The sequence below is a fragment of the Xanthomonas prunicola genome (genome assembly GCF_025266575.1).
GTDB classification, from domain to species: domain Bacteria; phylum Pseudomonadota; class Gammaproteobacteria; order Xanthomonadales; family Xanthomonadaceae; genus Xanthomonas; species Xanthomonas prunicola.
Genome location: NZ_CP096142.1, coordinates 376,061 through 401,200 on the forward strand (window position 1 = coordinate 376,061; position 25,140 = coordinate 401,200).

7 protein-coding genes and 1 pseudogene are annotated in these 25,140 nt (G+C 62.0%); 1 reads left to right on the forward strand and 7 read right to left on the reverse strand.

Translation table 11 applies throughout. The features are described from left to right. Nucleotides 1-57 precede the first annotated feature (57 nt). From M0D43_RS01310 to M0D43_RS01330, 5 genes and pseudogenes are all read right to left on the reverse strand, one after another. Nucleotides 58-1,041, reverse strand: coding sequence for a homoserine kinase (locus tag M0D43_RS01310; protein WP_260807740.1), 984 nt, complete (start codon nucleotides 1,039-1,041; stop codon nucleotides 58-60). Between the two features lie 26 nt (nucleotides 1,042-1,067). Then, a complete protein-coding gene (thrA, locus tag M0D43_RS01315) occupies nucleotides 1,068-3,575 on the reverse strand; it encodes a bifunctional aspartate kinase/homoserine dehydrogenase I (RefSeq protein ID WP_252163229.1) in 2,508 nt (835 codons plus the stop codon). Between the two features lie 585 nt (nucleotides 3,576-4,160). Then, nucleotides 4,161-4,661 carry a TspO/MBR family protein gene (locus M0D43_RS01320; protein WP_252163230.1) on the reverse strand — a complete coding sequence of 167 codons (501 nt, stop codon included), beginning with the start codon at nucleotides 4,659-4,661 and terminating at the stop codon, nucleotides 4,161-4,163. Nucleotides 4,662-4,854: 193 nt separating this feature from the next. Beyond that, on the reverse strand, nucleotides 4,855-5,217 hold the full coding sequence (locus tag M0D43_RS01325; RefSeq protein WP_252163231.1) for a hypothetical protein: 363 nt from the start codon (nucleotides 5,215-5,217) through the stop codon (nucleotides 4,855-4,857). Nucleotides 5,218-6,350: 1,133 nt separating this feature from the next. Then, nucleotides 6,351-9,986, reverse strand: a pseudogene (locus M0D43_RS01330) (hemagglutinin repeat-containing protein); the annotation flags it as partial. A gap of 271 nt (nucleotides 9,987-10,257) precedes the next feature. Here M0D43_RS01330 and M0D43_RS01335 point away from each other — a divergent pair. Then, a complete protein-coding gene (locus M0D43_RS01335) occupies nucleotides 10,258-10,608 on the forward strand; it encodes a SymE family type I addiction module toxin (protein WP_252163233.1) in 351 nt (116 codons plus the stop codon). 155 nt (nucleotides 10,609-10,763) lie between these two features. On the opposite strand, the gene M0D43_RS01340 is transcribed toward M0D43_RS01335, so the two are convergent. Both M0D43_RS01340 and M0D43_RS01345 read right to left on the reverse strand, forming a co-directional pair. After that, nucleotides 10,764-11,054, reverse strand: a complete 291-nt coding sequence (locus M0D43_RS01340) for a hypothetical protein (RefSeq protein WP_081280600.1) — start codon at nucleotides 11,052-11,054, stop codon at nucleotides 10,764-10,766. Nucleotides 11,055-11,056: 2 nt separating this feature from the next. Next, nucleotides 11,057-25,114 (reverse strand): two-partner secretion domain-containing protein, encoded by a 14,058-nt coding sequence (locus M0D43_RS01345; protein ID WP_260807750.1) that lies wholly within the window; start codon nucleotides 25,112-25,114, stop codon nucleotides 11,057-11,059. Between the last annotated feature and the right edge of the window lie 26 nt (nucleotides 25,115-25,140).

Here is a 25,140-nt window from a genome sequence, read left to right on the forward strand (position 1 = left end):
GCAGGGCAGACCTGCTGCCCGCTGCCTGCGGCGCGTTGTGATTGCGTGCGTACTGGTTCATCCGAGCAGCCGTGCCGCAGGACTTGCGATCGGCGACACCCAGGCCTGGCTATCGAAACCTGCGGCAGCAAATCCAGCTTGCACTGCCGGCGCCGCAGCGTCTGCCGCGGCGCGCGATTCGAACCACGCAAACACACTTGGCCCGGCGCCGGAAATGCTGGCACCGAGGGCGTCGTGGTCCAGCGCTGCCTGTTTGGCCTCGGCGAAGCCAGCGATCAATGGTGCGCGACGCGGTTCGACCAGCACATCGCGCAGGCCTGCACGCACCAGGCCTGCATCGTCGGCGTGGCAACCTGCCAACACCAACGCCAGATTGGTGCTCTGCGCGACGAATTCGCGCAACTGATAATTGCCAGCCAGAGCCTCACGCGCGCGTCGCGTTTCCAGCACTGCATCCGGATGCACCAGCAGGCTATGCCACGCTGCCGGCACTGCGATCGGCACCAGACGCTCCAGCGTGCACAGCACCAGGCCGCCCAAGAACAGCGGCCCCAGGTTGTCGCCATGTCGGCTGCCACTGGCTACCGCTTCGCCATCGAGCGCGTATTGGTAGAGCTGGTGGTGGTCCAGCGGCGACGCCAGCAGCGCATTGGCCGCAACCAATGCCGCCACGCACGAGGCAGCAGACCCCCCCATGCCCGAGCTCAGCGCAATGCCTTTGTCGATCTCGATTTCAAAACCGTAAGGCAGCTGCAAGGCAGCACGCAGCGACATCAACGCCGCGCCTGCGGTATTGCGTTCGGCAGCCAGTGGCAGCGCCACGGTAGTACCGCGAATCGCAGCAATGCGTACCAGCGGCTCTTCGATGCGACGCACGATGACGGTGTCGCCGACGCCATCAATCGGGTAGCCGAGCAGATCGAATCCCACCGCGACATTCGCAACCGATGCCGGCGCGAAGGCGCGCGCTTCGTGCAGGCCGTGTTTGCCGGGAGAAGCGCGATCGCTGCCGCACGCCTGCGCCGCAGTTGCTTGGCTCACGCCGGCCGGGCTGACAACAGCCTGCGTCACAGCCGCGCGCCCTCGCCTGCCGCCACGCGCAGCAGATCGGCGAAGACGCCTGCCGCGGTCACTTCCGGCCCCGCGCCCGGGCCCTGCACCACCAACGGGTTCTCGCAGTAGCGACGCGTGGTGAACTGCACCACGTTGTCGGTCAAACGCAAATTGGCGAACGCATGATCGGCCGGCAGCTCGACCAGGCCGACGCTGGGTGCGCGGTCCGGCGGCAGCTGCGCCACGTAACGCAGCACGTTGCCGCGGGCATGGGCCTCAGCTAGACGTTGCGCGAAGGCTGCATCCACTTCCGGCAGTCGGGCCATGAAATCGTCCACGCTGGCTTGGCGCAATGCTTCGGGCACAAGACTTTCAACCTGCACGTCTTCCAGGCTGATGGCGCGCCCGGCTTCGCGCGCCAGGATCACCAGCTTGCGCGCCACATCCACACCCGACAGATCATCGCGCGGGTCCGGCTCGGTATAGCCCATACCACGCGCCTGCGTCACCAGCTCGGCGAACGGCACGCTGCCATCGTATTTGTTGAACAGCCAGGCCAGCGTGCCGGAGAAGATGCCTTCGATCGAGGTGACCGTATCGCCGGTATCGACCAGATCGCGCAGCGTGGTGATCACCGGCAATCCCGCCCCCACAGTGGCCTCGTAACGGAAGCGCGCACCGCTGGCGTCGGCTGCTGCGCGGATGGCCTCATAACGGGCCAGCGGGCCGGAACCCGCCTGTTTGTTCGGCGTCACCACATGGATACCGGCCGCCAGCCAGCTCGCATAGCGCTCGGCAACCTCGGCACTGCCGCTGCAGTCGATGATCACCGCATGCGGCAGATGCGCCGACAGCAGATGCTCGGTGAAGCGCTCCAGATCCGTGGCTTCCGTTGCGGCGGCGAACGCCTGCCGCCAATCGCCGACCAGGCCGCGCTCATCCAGCAACATGCGCCCGCGCGACACCACCGCGCGCAGGCGCAGATCCAGATTGGCCTTGCCCAGCAACTGCGGTTGCGCGATGCGCAGCTGATCCAGCAAGGCCGCGCCCACGTTCCCCGGGCCGATCACGCCCACCGAGAACGTCTGCGGCGACAACCAGAAACCGGCGTGCGCCGCGCGCAAGGCCTTGGTGGCATGCGCTGCATCAATCGCCACCGAGATGTTGCGTTCGGAAGAACCCTGCGCAATCGCCAGGATATTGACCTGCGCACGCCCCAGGGACTCGAACAGCCGCGCTGCCACACCCGGCTGGCCGGCCATGCCATCGCCGACCGCCGCCAACACGCTGATGCCGGTGGTCAGCTGCACGCGCTGCACCTGCCCGACCGTGAGTTCATGCGCAAACGCCTGCAGCAAGGCGTTGCGTGCGCGCTCGGACTCGTGCTGTTTGACCACGCAACAGATCGAATGCTCCGACGAGCCCTGCGAGATCATCACCACCGACACCTGCGCCGTGCGCAACGCCGCAAACACACGCTCGGCGGTGCCGGGCACGCCGATCAATCCGGTGCCTTCCAGGTTCAGCACGGCCAGGCCGGGGCTCAGCGTCAGCCCCTTGATCGGCCCGCTCACTGCACTGCTGGCGGTGATACGCGTGCCCGGATGCTCGGGCTGGAAGGTGTTGCGGATGATGATCGGCAAGCCGCGCTCGATCGCCGGCGACATGGTCTGCGGATGCACCACCTTGGCACCGAAGTACGCCAGCTCGCAGGCCTCGTCGTAGCTCAAGGTTTCCAGCTGCACAGCCTCGGGCACCACACGCGGGTCGGCCGACAGCACGCCGTCGACATCGGTCCAGATATGCAGCTCATCGGCATCGAACAAGGCCGCGAAGATCGCGCCGGAATAATCGCTGCCGTTGCGCCCCAGCGTGGTGATGCGGTCGGCACGGTCGCGCGCCACGAAACCGGTGACCACCACACGCGTCTGCGGATGCGCCTGGCGCCAGGTGGCAAGGCGCTGCGCGCTGGCGTCCCAATCCACATCCACACCGAGTTCGCCGCGATTGACCACCAGCACATCGCGCGCATCCAACACCGCGCAGTCTTCGCCGATGGCGCGGAAGTGATCGCCAAGCAGTTGCGCCGAATACACCTCGCCCAGGCCCTGCACACGGTCGAGCACCTCGCGCGGCAACTCGCCGATCACCGCCAAAGCACCCAAGATCTGCGCCAGATGCTCGAAGCGTGCGTCCAGCCATTCCACCGTTGGCCCCGAATGTTCGCCGAGCAAAGCCACGGCCGCACCGCGATGGCGCGCGCGCGTTTCATGCCAGCGCTCGCGCCATTCTGGGCGATCCTGTGCGGCCAGTTCGGCCAGCTCGATCAAGGCATCGGTGACACCTTTCATCGCCGAGACCACGGTGACCTGCACCGTCTCGTCGCGTGCCAGCAGCAGCTGCGCCACATGACGATAACGCTCTGCATCGGCCACCGAAGTGCCGCCGAATTTGTGCACGACAGTGCGCGCAGAGGACGCAAGAACAGCAGCGGGTTCGAACGAAACAGCAGGCGATGACATCGACAGACCTCGTTGGGAGGCCCCGTCCGCATCAGGCTGGGAGGGAAACCCCCGCATCCTGATCCGGGTGCGGGGCCGTTGTTTTCGGAAGTTACGCGAAGACGACGGGCCGCACCGGGCGAATGGTGACGGTGGTAATGGTGGTGATAATGCCGGCCACGCCCGCACCCTGCCATAGCTGCTGCTGGCAGAGGAGCGAAACACTGGCGGAGGCGTTATCCATGCATGCAAAAGACATCACAGGGCCGAGGCCTGTCAAGTATTGCGTGAATGGGTAGGCGCATGCGCTCGGGGCGCGAAACAGAAAACCTTGCTGCTCAGGGATTTAAGCATCGCGCGCGCAAGCAATTGATTGCTATGGAAACTTTTGGAACGACTTTGGAGAGCCACCCTGCGCAGGTTTCGAACCTCGATTGGTAGTGTCATGTGCTCAAAGCGATACAACTGACTAGATCGCTTGCGGGCGAGGCGTCGCTTCGCTGCCGGCATCAGTTCGCATCAAGCAACAGGCCACTTCGCACCAAGCAACAGATCGTCGCTATTGCCACGCCGGTGAGTACGAGCCACCAAGATCAGCAGCGGAGATCAGCCGAGTACCTGGGGATTGAGTTGCCAGACCGAAAAGTTGAGCGCCGCCGCGAAGCTCACCCACGCCAGATACGGCACCAAGAGCCACGCCGCCAGCGCCTGCCGCTTCGCGAACACGGCAATCGTTCCGGCCAGCACCAGCCACAGCGCCACGATGTCCGCGAATGCCCATGCCCCCAACTGCCGCGCGAAGAACAGCCAGCTCCACACACCATTGAGCGTCAGCTGCAGCACGAACAGGCCCAGCGCCGGACGCTTCCCCGCCCGGCTGCCGCGCCGCCACACCAACCAGACCGACACCGCCATCATCCCGTACAACACAGTCCACACCGGTCCGAACAACCAGCCCGGCGGCGCCCACGCCGGCCGCTGCAGCAGCGCATAAAAGCTGGCCGCCTGGATCGATGCCATTGCGCCCAGCGCGGCGACGGCATAGCAAAGCACCAGCCAACCCAGAAGGCCGAACCATTGCGACTTTTTTGAACGTCCTTGGGTCATGACTGCTTTGGGCTGTGATCCGCGTTCGTCAGCGTGGCAGAGCTTCTGTGCAAGCCGTGACTACGCACATAAGCGAGTCCGCGCTCAGCTAACACCGTACGGATTCGTGCCGTCATGTCCAATCTCCTCGGGATAGGGAATTGGACTCCAAACTGAGGTGCTACTCAAAATTGGGGGGACGTCGACGTTGTAGTCATATCCACTTGAATTGAGGATCAACTTGAAACTCCAGCCCTGCTGCCTGCAAATTCTTTATAACATCATAAACCTCCGGAGCCTTTCCAGTAAAAATAACAAATGAACCCTGCTTGAGAAATTTTCTGGCCTCAATGAAATTCGAACCAACTACAGATGCAACCATTCGCACATGCTCAGAGTTACTAAAGTCACCACTACACCTAATACTGTATTTGCTATTGTCACTATTTATCTCAGGAATAACTGTAGTTACAAGCGACCATCCACAATTTTCACAAATAAGACCCTGAGTTCTGCCATCCATGTAAATATCTAAATGCCCCCCACAAACCTCGCACCTCCCCAAAATATCATTCATTATTTGACCTTTGGTTGAAATATCTTGAACTCACCTTGCCGCGACAAATCAGGCTGATTAAACAGCGGAGAATTTCTGTCCAGTGAGCGCCGAGGAGCAACAACAATTTTACCATCGCCATAAGCCCAGACAAGATCAGTGGGCGCTTTAACCGGAACACCCATTTTGTTAGCCAGGTTTTGCGCAAAGCCTAGATCACAAGATCCAGTTTCGCAAGAGAGCAAGCGAATAGGTTGACCGCTATAGCTTGGATCTCCTTTTATAAGCTTGGCCAGCACCCTCTGATCGGCGGCTAGTGGACCATTTGGCATGAAGACTTCGACCTCATTCTTATTTCCGTGAGCGATAACGTCAAAAAAACCATCAGAATCAACATCTCTCCGCTTAGAAGCATTCAAGAAAAATTGATCAGATTTCCCCATAAAATTCAGCGAACCAGGGACTACATCGACTGGCCTACTCGAATTTAGGTAGGTAACAATGTCATCAGCCTTGAACGCGTCGCCCAAGCCTGTGGCTGCCTTCGCAGCGACACCATCCTTCCCTGCATAGAGCTCTGGAACAACGAGCGAGAGAACGTCAACGCTGACCTTGCCACCAATTGCACCCGCCTTGGCTATGTCATAGATATCCCAAGCGCCGTGCGTGTTCGTATAGGCCGCAAATGCAAGATCCTCTGCATAGCCGCTGATACCAGTTTTTATTGCATTTAACGCGCCCTTTGCGTCGTTAAAGTTCTTCTCGGCAGTAGCTGCGTAACCATTCCCCCACAGATAGGCTAGTTGATCAATCGTTTGTCCGACCTGGCCTGCAGGACTCATACCTTTGGCCAGCTCTGCCACACCGGTAACCATTTCCCAAACCCGGCCGGTAGCACCGACCGTACCTGCTCCCATACCCAGCGCCGCGCGCAGCGCAGAATCAGCGGTTGCAACTGATAGCGGGATGCTACCGTTCCATGCTGCCGAAGCCAGCGCTTGGTTGCTGCAATCACCTGCCATCGCACACGCAAGCTTGTGGCCAAGATCTGCAGTCGTCACATGGGTGACGAAGTCCTTGGTCAGTGAACCGTCCTTGTCGGAGTTGAACAGGCCAACCAACTCAGGCACGTGACCCGCAAGCCAAGCGGTGTATTCCCCAGCGTGATCGAGCTGATCTTGCACGGCTGCAGCGGCCAGCTGTTTTTGCTCCGCGCATCCGCCGCTGGCTGGATCGCTACACGCACCGCGCAACGCGAGATTGCGTTCTTCCGACAGCGCCTTCAGTTGCTCGGCACGCTCACACTGGGTGCCAGACTTGGAACAAGCGATCAGGGCCGTGGCATATTCCATCCGCTCTTGGTGGCCGAGGTAATTGTTGGACACCTCATTCAAGGCTGCGGCACCGCCTGCAGCACCACCGGCCGCAGCGCCTAGCGCGCTCGCTGACAACCCTGTCAACGTGGCAGCCACCGCTTTATTGATTCCGGCTTTCTCCAACGCTTCTGCCAGGTACGGTGCCGCCACGGTGCCTGCCGCTGCGCCTAGCGCTCCTTCTGTACCACCTGTCAGACCACCCACAACCGCATGTGACAGCACACGCAACGTGCCGCCATTGCCCCAATCATTCATCAACTGATCAGCTTCGGCCCGCTTGCTGTCGTCACCGGTTGCATCTGCTTCCGCATAGAGCTCGGCCGCCTTGTCAACTTTTCCCTGTGCGTAATCGCCAACAAACTTCGTTGCCTGCTGCCCTGCGGTGGCGCTGATCTGCGCTTGCGCGGCAACTTGGTCACGCAGTGCCTGACCATCCCATTGCTTGGTCAAGCCACCTGCGTCGTCGCCGCTGATCACATCGCGCTTAAGACCCGCCAATGCATCTGCAGCGGTCTTGCCAGACTTGGCGAGTTGCCCAGCCTCGTCGGTGATGAGCAAGCTGCCACCACTGATCCCGCTGGTGGTGGTCGATGTCGCATCGCCACTCTTGCTCCCAATGCCACCCGCTGTACCGGTGCTTCCAGTCTGGAAGTTCTGCCACGACCAGTTTGCGCCGTTGTTGACTGTCGGCTGGACCTGACCGGTTTCTCCTTGCTGCTTCTTGTCGCCTGTTCCCTTGCTATATCCGCCCGATAGACTGAACCCTTTGGCGTCGTAACTGCTGGTGTTTCCAATATCGCTATAGGTCAGCGTGCCGGTCTGCAGGCGGTTGACGCCGGCATCCACCGCCGCCTGGGTGCTGGCGATCACCGCGCCTTTCAGATCAGTATTGCCGCCGACACGGATGTTGAAGCCGCCGTCGCCGGCCTGGATACCGCTCTGTTCGGTCACGCTGGCGAAGTCACCGTTGACCTTGTTGCTGCTGTAGCTCGCGCTTGCACTAAAACCTGCGCCAAAGGTCACACTCGCGCCAACACTCTTGTCCTTGCTGTCGTACGTGCTGGTGTCCTGCAGGCTCTCGATGCTCAGATTGCCACCGACATCGGCGATCACCTTGTCCGCCGACAGCTGCGCGCCCTTGAGTGTGGTGTCATTGCCACTGATGACCGTGGCCGTGTTGCCCGCAGCCAGATGACTATTGCTGTAGGTCACGTCCTCGCCATTGGCCTTGCCGCGCGATCCAGCTGCACTGATCATCACGCCAAATGCGGCACCATCCGGGCCGTAAGTGATGCCGACACCCAGCGACGCGCTGCTGCTCTTACTGGTACTTTTTTGCTCGGCGGTGTTCTTGGCTGCTTCGATGAGTAAATCGTGATCGGCTGCCAGCAGCAGATCATTGCCCGCCTTGATGTCGCTCCCACGAATCAACAGATTACTTTGGTTGCCACCGCCGGTGGCAATCAGGTTAACGTCACCACCTGCCTGTAGTTTGGAGCCTTGTGCGAGACTGGCCGTCTGCGTGCTCTTGCTCTCGCTCTTGCTGATGGCAATGCTCAGATTGGCCCCCTGAGCTGCGCCGGCGGCGCTGCCACTGCTCAATGCGCTTCCGGCTTGGCCCAGCGCCTGTCCTGCCCCATATGCACTGTAGGCCGCCGATCCGAGCGCAAGTGCTTCCATGCGACTGTCGCCCTTGACCTCCTTGCTGGCCTTGTAGCTGTCGTTTGCCGCCTGCGCCAGGCTGATCGCAGCCGAGCTCAGGGTCAGCGACAAACCGCCTTGGCTAAACTTGCTGCGCTGTTCCGCATCACTGTCGTTGTAGACCTCCGTGATCGCGATGTCCTTGCCGGTCGCGGTCAGGTCGCCCTGCAACGCCATGACATCGCTGCCCGTAATCGCCAACTTGTTGCCGGCCACCAGGGTGACGTCACCCCCAAGGCTGCCGACCGTCGTTCCGGTATGCGTGATCTGGTCGATGTCGGCGCCAGTGGTGACCTTTTGCTTACCGAGCGTCACCCCAATACCGCCACTTCCGAACAGACCGGACTTGGTGGTGACTTTGTCATGCTCTTCGCTATGCGTGTTCTGAGCAGTTTCCAAGGTCAGGTTGTTGCCTGCTGCAAGCGTGACGTCGCCGGTGCCGACAATCTGCGCACCTTGCGACAGCAGATCATTACCCGCCGCGATCTGCACCGTGTCGCCACTGAGCGTGGTGGTGACCGCCACGTTGTCGTGCCACTCATCATGCGTGGTCGTGGTCTTGCTGGAGAACGTGCCCTTCTTCTTCTTGGTCATGTCCTGCACGGCATCGTGCTGCTCGCTGGCGGCGAGCAGGTTGACGTCGTTGCCGGCGGTCAGGGTGATGTCGTTGCCCGCCTGCATCGCCAGGGTGCCGCCGGCACTGAACTCGGTGCCGTGGACGGTTTCGTCGCTCGTGCTGGTGGTTTGCTTGAAGCGCTTGCGCGTTTCCAGCGTGTTGCTGGTGTCCACCGTCGTCAGCGTGCTGGCATTGATGTCGTTGCCGGCGCTGATGCCCAGACCCTTGCCGGCGTCCAGCTTGGCCGCGACCAGATTGACGGCGTTGCCGGCGCTGAGGATCAGGTTGCCGCCGGCACTGAGCGCCTGCTGGTCAATGCTCTGGGTGGTCGTGGTGGTGGTGACGCGGGTCTTGCCGTTGCGGCTCTTGTAGCTATTGGTCTCGGTCTCGTTGAGGACGGATTCGACATTGAGGTTGTTGCCTGCTGCGGCGATGAGATCGCCCCCTGCCTTGACCTCGGCCTGGCGGATGGTCAGGTCGTTGCCGGCGGTCAATTGCAGACTGTCGCCGGTGCTGATATTGGTGCGGGTGGCAACCTTGCCATCCAGACCAGTGGTCGGGGTCAGCGAGAGGTTGTTGCCTGCCTGCAGTGCGGCACTACCGCCGGCCTTGATGGTGACGCCGTGCAGTTGCAGGTCGTTGCCTGCAGACATCACCAGATCCTTGCCGGTGGTCACCGACACCGCATCGCCACCGCGCAGCAGGCCGTTGTCGTCGCGCAAGGCGCTGGGCGTGAGGCTGAGGTTGTTGCCTGCGATCAACGCCGCACTGCCATCGGCCTGCACGCGGGTGCCGCTCAGCGTCATGTCGTTGCCTGCAAATAGTTGCAGGGTGTTGCTGGCGGTGATGCCGGACAGGATGCCGACGCCGTTGATGGCCTTGGATGCTTCGCTGACCAGGTTGTTGCCGGCCACCAGTGTGACGTCGCGGCCCTGGATCTGGCCCTGGTTGAGCAGGTCGTTGCGCGCTTCCAGCGATACAGCGCCAGTGCCGCTGATGCGGCCCTGGTTGAGCAGGTTGCCGGCGGTAACGCTGACATCGGCACCGGCAATGACGCCCTGGTTGCTCAGGGTGTTGGTGGCGTTGAGCTCGACGTTACGAAGCCATTGACATGGCTCGTTCCCGGTAGCAACCTCTTGCTCCAAGGAGCGTAGAAACTCTTCACGTAGCGGTACCCACCTCCGTCAAACCGGTGGGTTTTTTGTGCCTGCACTTCGCAGGCGCAACCGACGCGATGCCTGCGTCGGGAGGGCGGCTAATACAACACCCCTTCGGGGAAATACGCCCGCCGGCTACGTGCGGTTTCTAACCTCCCGACATCCCGTCGCTGATCGGCGACGGCGCCTGTTCGCAACGGAGGGCTTTGCCATGCGTCAACCGCCATCTCGCACCACCACGCGCAAGCGCGCAAAGCGTCAACCACCCTTGGAAGCGGTCTGGCGCATTAAAGAGTCGCCACATACTCGGATGCTTGTCCCCGAAGAGATTGAAGCCGCCAACGCCGCCGACCTAGTAAAACAACGGCGCGCCGTACGTCGCTCGCGCCCGCCGCAACAACTGACAGTCGGTTATGGCTACTACCCCGCCAGCGATCAACGTATTCCTACACTGCGTCTGCGCGGTCGCTGGCTGGAAGAACTGGGTTTTACCATCGGGAGCAAACTGAATGTGCGAGTGCGCAACGGCGAACTGGTCGTGAACGTGGCTGGCCTTGACTAACTTAGCAGTTTCGCTTGTCAGCTTCATTTAACAGCTTTGCAAGCGCCACGTTGCCAGTGAATCAGGCTGACCGAACGAGTCTTGGTCCGCAGATCAAGACGAAGACATCGCCGTGCACAACACTATTGGGTAGCGGCAGACGCATGACCGACCATTCAAATTTTTGCCCCGGTCATCAAAGCTGCAAATCTCCTTAACTCACCGCCAACCAAATCTCGCTGATCTGGGGACAGAAGCAAGCTCATCTCTTGGGTTCCAGAAACGCAATCAACAAGATCAATCCCAACCCATCCTAAGGACCAAAACTCCACTGTCCCCAGCTTGTTAAAACCTTGAACTTCCACTCGCTGGAGATCCCCGAAATCACCATTCTTGAAATTGCTTAATTCAAATTCGCAACCCTTTAGAGAGGCCAACAAGTCTTCTTTAAATCCAACCATGCTCATGATTAATCCGCCTTTTTATCGACAACCTTAACATTACTAACCTGCGGAAGCTCTTCACCGCCTTGTTTTCCAAGCATGAATTTTTGCGATTTACTAGCATCTGGTCCAAGCATCTTGAACCACCCCTGCTTCCCTCCTTGAACAAGACTGTTAACGGGAACATCAAACTCCACGTAAAGAGAACCGCTAGGTGCGGTAGCCCTAAAGTCGCCAGCGCCGTTGACAGAAATGTATGTCTGCCCTCCTCCTCCTTGAACTACGCGATTAGTAGATTGCATCGCATCCAACTCAACAGATGACATCCAGCGCCCAACTCTCGTTACATTGACGCCATCAATCTTAGCGACCTCGCCAAGATTGAGCGCCGAGGGCACGACTTTCGTCGAAGGTCCCCGCCCAAAAGCAATCGCGATCTGCTCTGCGGTCAACCCGGCGGATTTCACTAGGTCATCAAACTTATTTGCAACAACCGCACTACCCCAAGCAGTAGATACAAGCAGACTATGACCGCCAGTTGCCTCGGTTGCGATCGCGTCGAGCGCACCAACTACTAGTCGGCCACAGGCAACAAGATTTAATGCGCACGCCCCGCCGCCTACCGCTGCGACGCCAATCGCGGCCCCAGTGGCTGGAACAGCAACGGTTAGGCGACTGTCTCTGCCAATACCCTTTCCGGAATAAGTCAACAGCTCCGGCTGGTACATCAACTGCAACTCGTCCTTTTTCAGCCCTGCGGCACCAAGCGCATCGAAGACGTCCTTGAAATTTTCCGGCGTGCCTGCCAATTTTTTGCCGTAGAGGTGGAAGTTGTCTCGATCACTGGCATCGAAGGCTTTTACGCCGTCGTATTCGTTGTTGTTCGTCCCGAGGAACTTGACGGCTGCTTCATTCATCGGCACATCCTTCAGAGCCGATTGAATCGTCGAATCTACGTACGACGCTGCCTCGACGAGCAGGATCTGCTTGGCGCTTTCTTCCGATATGCCCTGCTCATAAGCAAATAGCGCTGCATTGTCCTTGATCCACTTCACTTCATCCGGATGCAGCTGCCGGTTGAACTGATCGCCGGCCAAAGCGGTGTTGGCTCCTGCAATGCCACCCAGCGCTCCACCGATGGCGGCGCTTCCGAGTTCCATCAAGGCGCGATAGGTTTCGCTATCACTGGCGACACCCTTACCCCTGAGGTAGTCGGCCATCGCCAGCTTCGCCTTCTCGGCACCTGCAGCGGCAAGCGCGCCTCCCGCCACATCGCCGCCGCCCAGCGCCGCTACCGCCGCGCCGGTGAGCCCGTGGAGCAGTGTCTTGTCCCCCCCATCGGCCCAGCTGTCCATTTTGGCCTGGGCTTCGGCCATGCCTTGCGAATCGTTGGTGTTGTATGCGGTCGCGTATTCGCTGAGCGCTCGCTGTTGCATGCTGCTGGCGATATCACCCGCAGCTCGGAACCCGATCGCTCCCGCCAGCCCCATCAGCTCTTTCTGGTCGTCGATCTTCTTCTGATCGAAGATCTCCTTCAGCCCGGACTGCTGCAATTCGGTTGCACTGCGATCCAGACCAGCGAGCGCTGACGCATCTCCATTGCGGATCTGGATCGAGCCGGCGGCGATGTCGCTCTTGGTCGCGCTGATCGAGCTATCGCTGGCGTTACCCAGCATGCTCAATCCGGCACCGATGGCCACGCTGGCCATGCTGCTGCCCGTGCCGCCGGCAACTGTTACGCCGCTGGTTTTGTACTCCGCCTTGTTCTGCAGGTCCTCGACCGTCAGGCTATCGGTGGACAGCCGATTGAGACTGGCATCGGCAGCACTGGCAATCGCACCGCCAACCAACTTCGTGTTACCGCCCACAGTGATGTCGAAGCCACCATTGCCGGCCTGGATGCCGCTCTGCTCGGTCACGCTGGTGTAACTGCTGTTGACCTTCTGCTGGCTGTAGCTGCCGCCGCTGCCCGAGCCGGTCGCCAAGGTCAGGCTGGCCTGCTGCTGCTTGCTCTTGTACTCATTGGTGTCCTGCTCGCTCTTGATCAGCAGATCGCCGCCGACATTAGCAAGGACTTTGTTGCCAACAGCTTGTGCACCCTGGATCGTAGTGTCGTTGCCGCTCACCAAGGTCAACGTGTCGTTGGCAGTGACCACGCTTTCTGTGCGTAAATCGCTATTGCCCTTGGCGCTGCCCTTGCCTGCAGACACCGTGAGGTAGTAGCCAGTTACTGCACCGACACTGATGCCGATTTCACCGCCTGCGTTCTTGTTCTCCGACTTAGTGGTGTTGGTTTCTTTGTTACTGAGCAAGTTGAGATTGTTTGCTGCAGCCAAAGCCACGCTTTCTCCGGCGATCTTGCTGCCAATGACGTTGAGATCGCCGCCAGTTGCCGCGATGGTGATATCGCCATTGCTGAGGATGCGGCTACCACCGGTGGTTTCCTCATGCGTGGTCGTCTTGCTCGACGAACTGCTCGCGCCGATGCCTAGGCGCAAGCTCACGCCCGCCGCATTGGCCGCTCCTTGTGCGCCATCCGCAGCGGCGGTGCCGGTCTTTGTCATGTTTCCGGCAACCGCTTGGCCGTCGTAGCCCTTCAGGCCATTGCCGACCAGCCCCACGGTGTCGCTGACCGCATAGCCTGCCTTGGCGGCATAGAGCGCCTTCAGGCGATCGTCTTCGGCCTCCGACCCCCGCTTGACTGCGCCGTAGATCGCCTGCGCGGCGTCTACAGCGCTACCGGTCAACCCCAAAGTAATACCTGCACTCTGCTGCTTAGAGGTCTGCACCGTATCGACGGTGTTCTCCGCTGCCGCAATCGTGACTTCCTCACCCACGATGGTGGTGCTGGTGGCGCTCAGCACATCACTGCCGGTGATGGACACCTTGTTGCCGGCAGTCATCGTCACCGAGCCGTCGGTGCTGCCGACCAGGCTGCCGGTGTTGGTGACCTCGGTGACATCCAATCCATCGGTCTTCTTGGTCACGCCCAAGGCGACGCTAAATCCACCACCGCCATACAGACCGGACTTCTTGACGGTCTTTTCGTGTTCCTCGCTGTGCGTGTTCTGCACCGTGTCCAGCGTCAGGTTGTTGCCTGCTGCCAGCACCACATCGCCGGTGCTGGCGACCTGCGCGCCTTGCGATAGCAGATCGTTACCCGCCGCGATCTGCACCGTGTCGCCACTGAGCGTGGTGGTGACCGCCACGTTGTCGTGCCACTCATCATGCGTGGTCGTGGTCTTGCTGGAGAACGTGCCCTTCTTCTTCTTGGTCATGTCCTGCACGGCATCGTGCTGCTCGCTGGCGGCGAGCAGGTTGACGTCGTTGCCGGCAGCCAGGGTGATGCCGCCGTCCTTGGTGGCAGCGGTGGCGGCGGTCAGGGTGATGTCGTTGCCCGCCTGCATCGCCAGGGTGCCGCCGGCACTGAACTCGGTGCCGTGGACGGTTTCGTCGCTCGTGCTGGTGGTTTGCTTGAAGCGCTTGCGCGTTTCCAACGTGTTGCTGGTGTCTACCGTGGTCAGCGTGCTGGCATTGATGTCGTTGCCGGCGCTGATGCCCAGGCCCTTGCCGGCGTCCAGCTTGGCCGCGACCAGATTGACGGCGTTGCCGGCGCTGAGGATCAGGTTGCCGCCGGCACTGAGCGCCTGCTGGTCAATGCTCTGGGTGGTCGTGGTGGTGGTGACGCGGGTCTTGCCGTTGCGGCTCTTGTAGCTATTGGTCTCGGTCTCGTTGAGGACGGATTCGACATTGAGGTTGTTGCCTGCTGCGGCGATGAGATCGCCCCCTGCCTTGACCTCGGCCTGGCGGATGGTCAGGTCGTTGCCGGCGGTCAATTGCAGACTGTCGCCGGTGCTGATATTGGTGCGGGTGGCAACCTTGCCATCCAGACCAGTGGTCGGGGTCAGCGAGAGGTTGTTGCCTGCCTGCAGTGCGGCACTACCGCCGGCCTTGATGGTGACGCCGTGCAGTTGCAGGTCGTTGCCTGCAGACATCACCAGATCCTTGCCGGTGGTCACCGACACCGCATCGCCACCGCGCAGCAGGCCGTTGTCGTCGCGCAAGGCGCTGGGCGTGAGGCTGAGGTTGTTGCCTGCGATCAATGCGGCGCTGCCACCAGCCTGCACGCGGGTGCCGGTCAACGTCATGTCGTTGCCGGCAAACAATTGCAGGGTGTTGCTGGCGCTGATGCCCGACAGGATGCCGACGCCGTTGATGGCCTTGGCAGCTTCGCTGAGCAGGTTATTGCCTGCCACCACTGCGACATCGCGGCCCTGGATCTGGCCCTGGTTGAGCAGGTCGTTGCGCGCTTCCAGCGCTACGCTGCCAGTGCCGCTGATGCGGCCCTGGTTGAGCAGGTTGCCTGCGGTGATGCTGACATCGGCGCCGGCGATGACGCCCTGGTTGCTCATGGAGTTGGTGGCATTGAGCTCGACGTTGCCGCCGGCGATCAAGGCGCCATTGCCGCGCAACTGCAGCGAGTTGGAGGCCAGATACACCACCGGCACCAGCACCTTCTGGCCCTGGTAGTCCTGTTCGACCATCCACACGATGTCCTGCGTGAGTGCGGCCGCTTGTGCGGCGGTCAAGCCCACGCCCATGCTCAGTTGCAGCTGGCCTGCGGCGGCCACGCCCGACTCCAGCAAGGCGCGGTACTGCGCCACGCCATCGGCGTAGTTGCTCAGATAGCGGCGGCCAGTGAGCTGGATGATCTGGTCCAGCACCAGACGCTGCTCATAGAAGCCATCGCCCAGGCGGGTCTGGGTCCACTCCGGGTCCACGCCCAGCTTGTCCAGCAGGAAGTCGCTGCTGATGAAGTTGTCGTAGTTGACGAAGCGCGGGTCGGTCTCGATCAGGTAACGACGGCCCGGGCCATTGCTGCGCCAGGCATTGATGCCGCCCAGGCCGGTTGCTGCGCGCCCCATCGCGGTGCGGTCGGTGGCCGTGCCATTGGATAGGCGATACAGGCCGCCGATGGGCAGATCGATCTGCGTCAGCGACGTCTGCCCGCCGCCAACGATGTTGGTGACTGGAATGGTGGCCGGATCGACACGCGTGCGGGTTGCGCTCGCAGCTGCGGTGACACCGGTACCAGCAGCGGTGGTCTGCACATGCGTCTGATCGACGGTACTACGCACCAGGCCGCTGTCGTTGGACATCACCGGCGCGACCGACATCTTGACGATGCCGCCCGACGTTGCAAGCATGGCGTCCTGCGTGTTGGCGCCGACCTGGGTACCTGCGCTGCCGGTCGTGCCGGTGGCCACCCTGATGCTCGACGCGCCGCCGTTCGCACGGCCGATCACTGCCTGGCCGCCCACTCCACCGGCGCTTTGCACGGCGCGACCGTTCAAGCCGCCTTGTGCGCCTATGCCCTTCAGCGAAGCACCACTAATGGCACGACCATCGCTACCGACAGCGCCGTTGCTGATGTTGGCACCGTTGATGCTGACGCCTTGGTTGCCAGTCATGCTGGCATTCAACGCAACGCTGTTTCCCTGAATTGTCCCGGAGCCAACAACACTCTCGGTAACACGATACTCACAGACATCTGTCCACACAGCGCCACTGGTGTCGCAGCTTCTCAGCAATCCCTGAACTTCGACCTGCGTATCCGTATAGCGCAGCGTTTGTCCGAGCGCGAGCGAGAGATTATCTACCCTCTCCTGACCGCTGAGCATGCCATCGGCAAGTCCACCGACCCCTTGTCGATTAACGAGTAAGGCGCCTCCAGCAGCAATCGTCGACGTGCTATTTCTGACACTACCTGAGATCGCTACGTTACTCCCGGCAGCAATCCGGCTCTCTGCACTTTTTGCAGCCAACTGTTCGCCACCTTCAACAACATAGGAACGATAAACGCCTGGAGCACGCCCATAATAAGGCTGCTGTTCTTCGCCCTTTGCGGGCATTTTGATTGCCCCTCGACTGATCATTTCAACAGGAGGAGCGGCACCTGTTCCAGATCCACTCGTAGTCGTTAAAACCCTGCGTTGGTTATTTAACTGGTTGGCCGCAATCGAGATGCTTCCATCTGCCTCGATACTGCCCGAGATGTTATTCACCACGCCAGTCCGGGACACTAGCGTCCCACCACCATCCTGCGCACCACCAATGGCGATATTGCCCAAGCTGAAGATGCGTGCATCGCGATTGAGCAGCTGATCGCGCACGATCAGATTCATGTTGCCGGTGGAGCCCAGCAATGCCGAGCCGTAGGCAGCGTTATCGGTCGCGCCGCCGAAATCGGCACCGTTGACCAGCGTGCCGGTATTTACCGAGACATTGCCGCCGACGATGCTGCCCGTGTTGTAAACGCTGCTGGCAACGAGCGACAACGCGCCATTGCCGGAAATGCTGCCGGCATTGTCGATGACGTTGCCGCCGTTGAGGCGGGTGTCGTTGGACAGGATGTTGGCGCCGGCACGATTGGTAATGCTGCTGGCGGTGATATCCAGGGTGCGCGCGGCCTTGAGTGTGGACTCGTTGACCAGGTTGCCGCCCACGCGCAGGTTGAAATTGCCGTTGCTGACCAGGTCGGCGCCGGCCCGGTGCGTGTAGTCGCTGCGCAAGGTCAGATCCAGTAGGTTCTGCGCGAGAATGCTGCCGCCCCCGTCGAAACCGACCGTGTCGATGACCACATCGCCGGCGCCGCCGGTCACGCTGCCTGCGCCAATCTGGCCACCGGCATTGCTGAGGTTTTGCAGATTCAGGCGAACCGCTTGCTCGGCCTTGATCTTGCCGTTCTGGTTGTCGAGCGTGGCACCTGCGCGCTGCAACAGAAAGTTGGCGCCGGCATAGACGCTGCCGCCCTGATTGTTCAGCGCATTGGTATTGGCGATCAGGTCGCCACCTGCCACCAGCTGGCCGCTGCTGTTGGCGATGCTGGCCGCATCGATCACCACACTGCCGCGCCCACCCAGATTGCCGCTGGTGTTGGTCAATGCACCGCCAGTGGTGATGCGGGTCAGGCCACCGCCATTGTTGACGATGCTGCCTTGGGTGTTGTCGATTCGTCCAGCGGATGCGGTCAAGGTGTTGCCAGCATCAAGCTGGGCGCCGCTATTGAGCAACGCGCCGGTGACCGCGACGTTCAGATCACGGCCGGCGCTCAGTTTGCCACCTTGATGGTTGTCCAGTTGGCCGCGCGCGGCGATGCTGAGGTCGCGACTGGCCTGCAGATTACCGCCTGCGCTATTGATGTTTTCCGCAGTGATCACGGCATCGGTGCTGGCACCGATGGTGCCATTGCCATTGTCCAAACCGCGATTCAATTCCACACGCAAACCGCCGCCGGTGCCCGCATTGGCAACCGCTTGCACGGTACCGCCGGCATTGCTGAGGCTATCGGCACGCAAGGTCAGTGCACCACCGCTGGCCTGCAGCAGGCCGCTACGGTTATCGACTGCACCGGCGCTCTGCACGTTCAATGTCCGGGCCGACACCGACCCGGCCAGATTATTGAGGCTGGCAGCGGTCACCCCTGCATCGCCTGCCGCAGCGATAGCACCATTCTGATTATTCAAGGCACCGCTGGCGCCCAGGGTCAGCTGGCCCTGCGTCAGAATGCGTCCGCTGCTGTTGCCAAATGCAGCGCGGCTGTTCACCGCCAGCATGCCGTTGCCGGCATGTTCGATACGGCCCTGCGCATTTTCAATGCTGGCAGCGGTGATGGTCAGATCCTGACCGTTGCTGGCGAGCGTGCCTGCGGTGTTGTCGATGGCACCCCCGATCACGACACGGGTCGTCCCAGCGCCGCTTTGCACCAAACCGCCGCCGACATTGCTCAGGCTTCCGCTGTCGATGCTCAACTGGTTGGCCTGCAGTTGCCCGCCGACGTTGTTGAGGCGACCATTGTCGATAGCGCCGACGGCCTGCACGGTGAGCGTGCCGCCCGCGAGCAGGTTGCCGCCACGATGATCGAGGTTACCGCCAGTCGTCAGCGCCACATTGCCGGTGGCACGCGTGGTGCTGCCAGCCAACTGCAGCTGACTGCCCTGCGCAGTGAGATTACCGCCTGCCAGCAGTGTGCCGGAGGCAGTGAGCTGACGATCGGCAAGCAGACTGAGCGTGCTTCCGCCGCCCAGGCTGCCGTCTGCGTTGATGCCGGCACCCACCGTACCGGTGATGCCGATCTCGCCCGCACGCAGGCCTAAATTTCCCGTTGCCGTGGTTTGCCCGGCGTTTTCGATCCGTGCGCCTTGCATACCGACGGTTGTGCCGCTGACATTGCCCTGCTGGCGTACGACCGCGTCGCTGACGAGCGTGAGTTGTTGACCCGCGACCTGGCCGGCAACCGTCAGGTCGCCTTTGGAATGCAGTTCGAGCGTGCTGACTGCGCTCAGATTGCCGCTCTGCGTCAGCGCGCCATCGGCCTGCGCCGTGAGCACCCCTGCCGAGGCCAAGCGGCCATCGAGCTGCAGGTTGCCGCGACTGATCAATGCCACATCACCCCGCTCGCTGCCCAACTGACCACTGCTGCTCAGCTGTCCTGCTTCCACGCGCAAACCGTTGCCGCCGATCAGATCGCCGCGGTTATCCACTGCACCGCTGGCAGTGACGCCAAGCCGCTGTAGGCCATAGGCCTGACCGGTCTGGCGCAGCGCACCGACACCCAGCGAGAGTTGGTTGCCAGCACGCACCGCGCCGGCGTTGTCGAGCAGGCCAGCGATGGACAGCGTGGCGTCGCCTTGCGCAAGCAGCACGCCCGTGGCGCTGTTGCTCGCAGTGGCGGCGGTGACCGTCAGGCCATCGCCAGCCACGACCTGCGCCGCATTGTTCAACGCACTGGTTGCGCTCAGCACCACGTTGCGGTCTGCCTGCACCACGCCGGCAACCGCCAGCTCGCCGGTGCTGCGCAGCGTGACGTCGGTGGCCGCATCGAGTGCGCCACGGCTGTCGATCGCTGCACCTGCCAGGCTGATTGCGGCGCCGCTTTGCAGCACTGCCGCTTGCCCGGTCGCGATCTGCACGCCACGCAGGTTTGCATTCGCCGCGGACACCGCCTGCCCATTGAAGTTGAGTGCGCGCTGCGCCTGCAGATCAAGCTGCGATGCCGATTGCAGCGTGCCTGCTGCAGTGAGATCGCGTCCGGCCTGTAGCGCGATGGACTGCGCCTTGAGCGAACCGGCCTGTTGCAGATCGCCGCCTGCGGTGGCTTGCAGCGTGGTGGCTGCTGCGACCACGCCCTGCAAGGTCATATCGCCCTGGCTGGTCAACGTCACGCTCGACGCTTCGCTGCCAAGCTGGCCGCTGCTACGCAACGTGCCGGCTTCCACCAGCATTGCATCCTTGGCGATGAGACTGCCGCGGTTATCCAGCGTGCCAGTGACTGTGGCAGTCAACGCCTTGCCGGCGACGGCAGTACCACTCTGATCCATGCTGGCTGCGGTGATACGCAAATCGCCGCCGCTCTGCAGGCTGCCGGCGTTCTGCAGTGCACCTGTCGCCAGCGTAACGCCCCCCGCTGCCGCAAGTGCGCCAGCTGCAGCGTTGTTGATCGAACCTGCCTGTAGCGAGAGGTCACGGCCCGCGAAGACCTGGCCGGCGTTACCGAGTGCACCGCTGGCGCTCAACAAGACGTCGCGATTAGCTTGCACAACACCCGCCAGGGCAAGATCGCCCGTGCTGCGTAGTGCAAGATCCGTCCCGGCATCCAGCGTGCCACGGCTGTCGATCGCTGCACCATCCAAGGTGATGGCACCACCACCTTTCAGCACAGCATCGCGACCGGTTGCGATGCTGTTGCCCTGCAGGGTGGCATCTGTCCCGGCCTGCGCCTGCCCGTTCAAGCTCAGCATGCGCTGCGCTTGCAAATCCATCGTGGAAGCCGATTGCAGGGTGCCAGCGGCAACGAGGTCACGGCCAGCTTGTAGCGCGACGGTCTGCGCATTGAGCGAGCCGGCTTGTGAGAGATCGCCACCTGCTGTGGCCTGCAACGTGGTTGCGGCAGACACGACGCCTTGCAACGCGATTGCGTTCTGGCTGGTCAGCGTCAACGCACCAGTCACCGAGCCCAGCTGGCCGTTGCTGGTGATGTTGCCAGCGGTGATGCTCAGATCCTTGCCGGAGACCAACTGGCCTGCGTTTTCGAATGCACCGGTAGAAGCGATTGAAAGCGCATCGCCGCTATAAACACGACCGCGCTGCAGCAGCGAACCGCTGTTGAGGGAAAGACCGCGCTCTCCATGCAGGCTGCCGCGGTTGTCCAGCACGCCTGCAACATCCACGCGAAGATCACGCTTGGCACCCAGGGTTGCATCGGGCGCATTCGTGGCACTGGCGGCCTGCACGCTGAGATCGCGCGCGGCGATCACTTGCGCGCCGTTGTTCAAGGCGCCTGTTGCAGTCAGCGCGATGTCGCGACCGGCCTGCGCCACGCCGCCCAGCGTCAGATCGTTCGCGCTATGTAGCGTCAAATCATTGGCTGCATCGAGCGCGCCACGGCTATCGATGGTGTTGCCTGCCAATGTGATGGCCGCACCGCTCTGCAGCACCGCCGCAGTTCCGGTCGTGATGGTTGCGCCATTGAGCGTGGCATCGGCAGCACTGGATGCCTGACCATTCAATGCAAGCGTGCGTTGTGCCTGCAGCTCCAGCGTAGATGCGGACTGCAGGCTGCCATTGGAAATGAGATCTTGCCCGGACTGCAACGCGACCGATTGCGCCTTGAGCGAACCGGCTTGCTGCAGATCGCCACCGGCCGACGCCTGCAATGCTGTCGCAGCCGCAACCACACCGTCCAGCTGCATTGTGTTCTGGCTGGTCAACGCGACATTGGCCAGCTCGCTGCCCAATTGGCCACTGCTACGCAACATGCCCGCATCGATCTGCAGCGCGTCCTTGGCGATCAGGTTGCCACGGTTATCCAGCGTGCCGGCGACTGTGCCACGCAAGGTCTTGCCGGCAGATGCACTGCCACTCTGATCGAGGCTTGCCGCAGTCATCTGCAGGTCGCCGGCTGCCTGCATGCGGCCGGCATTGCTCAACTGCGCTACGGTGGTGAGTGCCACATCCCCATCGCCTGCCAACACGCCTGCAGCGGTGTTTTCAAGACTCTGCCCCTGGGCAGTCAAAGTGCGCCCTGCAAAGACCTGCGCTGCATTGGTCAGTGCGCCGTTGGCCGTCAGCTCGACGTCGCGGCTGCCCTGTGCAACGCCCGCCAGCGTCAGGTCGCCCAGGCTGCGCACGCGCAGATCGCTGCCTGCATCGAGCTTGCCGCGGCTGTCGATCGTAGTGCCGTCCAGCGCGATCGCACCGGCGCCCTGCACGACCGCATCCTGGCTTGTCGTCAGCGTGGCAGCGCGCATGCTGATGTCGCCGCCAGCCTGACCTTGCGCAGCGAAGGTCAATGCACGTTGTGCCTGTAGGTCCAGAGTCGAGGCAGAGTGCAACGTGCCGCTCGCAGTGAGGTCGCGTCCCGCTCGCAACGCGACCGATTGCCCCTTCAGCGAGCCAGCTTGCTGCAGATCGCCCGCGGCGGTGGCCTGCAAGCTGGTTGCGGCAGCCACCACGCCTTGCAAGGCGATATCGCCCTGGCTGCCCAAGAGGACGCCTGCGGCTTCGCTGCCGAGCTGGCCGCTGCTGCGCAGGTCGCCGGCATCGATCTGTAGCCCATTGCGCGCCACCACATTGCCGGCATTGTCGAACGTGCCGGCAACCGTTGCCAAAAGCGTATTGCCGGAGCTGACGCTTCCGTTCTGAGTCAGGGAATCGGCAGTGATCTGCAGTGCGTTGGCGGCGTACAAGCTGCCAGCATTTTCAACAGTGCCACCGATGCGCAGCTGCGCATCGGCATCAGACGAGAACGCCGCGCCCTGCGCGTTGCGCAGGCTAGCCGCATCGATCTGCAATGGACCAGCAGCGATCACTTTTGCACTGTTATCCAGCGCAACGGCTGCTTGCAAGGTGGTACTGCCTGCGCTCTGCATGATGCCGTCCAATGCCAGCCCACCAGCGCTGGCAATGCGCAGATCGCCGCCAGCATCAACGACGCCGTCATGGGCGACACTGCCGCCACGCAGTTGCAACGCGCCATCGCTGTGCAATTGCCCGTGCTGGCGCAGTGCGCCACCGGCCTGCAGATCGAGCGCGCCTGCCGAACGTACGACGGCATCGCTTGCAAGCTCACCTGTTGCGGCAACCGTCAGCGCGCCACGCGTGCTCTGCAGCGTGCCGGAAAGGCTGGCGTCGCCGCCGCTATGAAGGCTGACGCTGGCCGCATTCACAGCGCCCGACACCTGGGCACCGCTCGCGGCATCCACTGCCAATGCGCCACCTGCAACGGTATTGCCGCTCAGGCGCAGATTGCCGCGACTGCGTAACGTGGCGTCGCCACGCTGGCTGCCGATATCGCCGCGGCTGTCCAGCTGCGCGGCGTCCGCGCTCAGTGCATTGCCTGCGACAACGATGCCGCTATTGACCAATTCGCCGGCAACCGCCAGCTGCGCATCGCGTGCCGCAGAGAGGCTGCCCGCCGTGGTGACACTGGCAGCCTGTAGCCGCAGATCGCGGCCGGCATACGCACTGCCCGCGTTGTTGACTGCACCGGCACTACGCAGGTCCAGATCGTTGCCTGCAGACACCGCAGCGCGCTGTGCGATGTCGATCGAAGCTGCGTTCAACGCCAGCACGTCGGCTGCGATCAGCTGCCCCTGCAGCTCCAGGCGCCCACCCGCCCGCACATCAGCCCCCTGCCCGGCTTGCGCCAATCCAGCCACACGCACGTTGCCATTGCCGTTGATCTGCAGCGCAGTTGTCGCATCCAGCGTGCCTAGTGCGTCGATGGCATTGGCGTTCAACGCAATCGCTGCACCACTTTGCAAGGTACCGGACAACGCAATCTGCGCTGCGCGCAAATTCGCGCCAGCGCCGCCATACGCCACGCCACTGCTGCGCAACAGGCCATCGGCGCCCAGGTCCAGCGCACCGGTGGTGTGCAGGCTGCCATCGGCATTCAACTGCGAACCGAACAAACGGATCGACCCCGCGCTACTGCGGCCAACATGGTTCACCACACCACCGGCTTGCGCATCCAGTGCACCGGCAGCGACCAGGTCGCCCGCAAGCATCATGCTTGCAGCACGCAGGCGTACGTCGCCTTGTTGCGAGCCAAGCACACCACGCTGATCCAGCGCGCCGGTGGCACGCACATTCACAGCATCGCGTGCGACGGTGGTGCCGCTCAGGCTCACCTGTCCGGCGCTGTCGATCTGCAGGTCGCCACTTTGCGCGGCCAATGTGCCACGGCTCACCACGCCGACGCCGGCTTCGGTGGCGATCAGGCGAATACGTTCGGCATACATGCCACCCAATTGCGCCACGTCGATCCCGATTGCGGGGGCGGCGCCGTCGGCACCTGGCAGCACGTCCAGCAGCATGCCGTCGTAATTCACCCGTCCGGCCCCAGCGGCGGCTACCAGCTCCTTGGTCCAGATCGAGCCATCTACGCTGAGCTGACGCGACAGCAGATCCAATCGATCCACGTTGAACGCGTCCAGACCGTTGCGGCCGATGCTCAGCGCACCACCGGTGACGCTGAAACCGTTCAACGCACCATCGCTACCCAGGTTCGGCGTGCCTGTGGTCAGGGTGACGCGCGAGGTATTGAGAAACCCGCAGCCATCGCAGGAAATGCCGTTGGGATTGGCGATGACCAGCTGCGCTTTCGCGCCGGCGATTTCGGTATAGCCCTGCAAGCGGCTGCTGGCCGAAGTGACTTCGTTGAGGATCAGCGACGCGGCACCGCTACGCTGCAGGTTGTTGTTGCCGGCAACGTACCCGCCCAGCTCGGTCTTGGAGATCTGCGCGCTGTTGTTGAGGATCAACCCATTCGGGCCGACATTGAAGTTGCTGTAGCGGTTGTGCGAAATGCCGCGCGCATTGGGCGCAACAATGTCCACCACCGGCACGCCATTGGCGGCCACCTGCTGGCCGGGTGTTTGCCCGCCAGGATTGGCAGTTGGCGCAACCTGCGCCCACGCCGGAAACGAGGTCCAGGTGATCGTGCAGCACAGCAACAGCGCAAGCGCACGCTTGCCCTGCTCGGCCAGGTAACCACGCACGCTCATCACTTCGTTGTCCATCGTTTCTCTCTCGCCGCCTGTTGGCG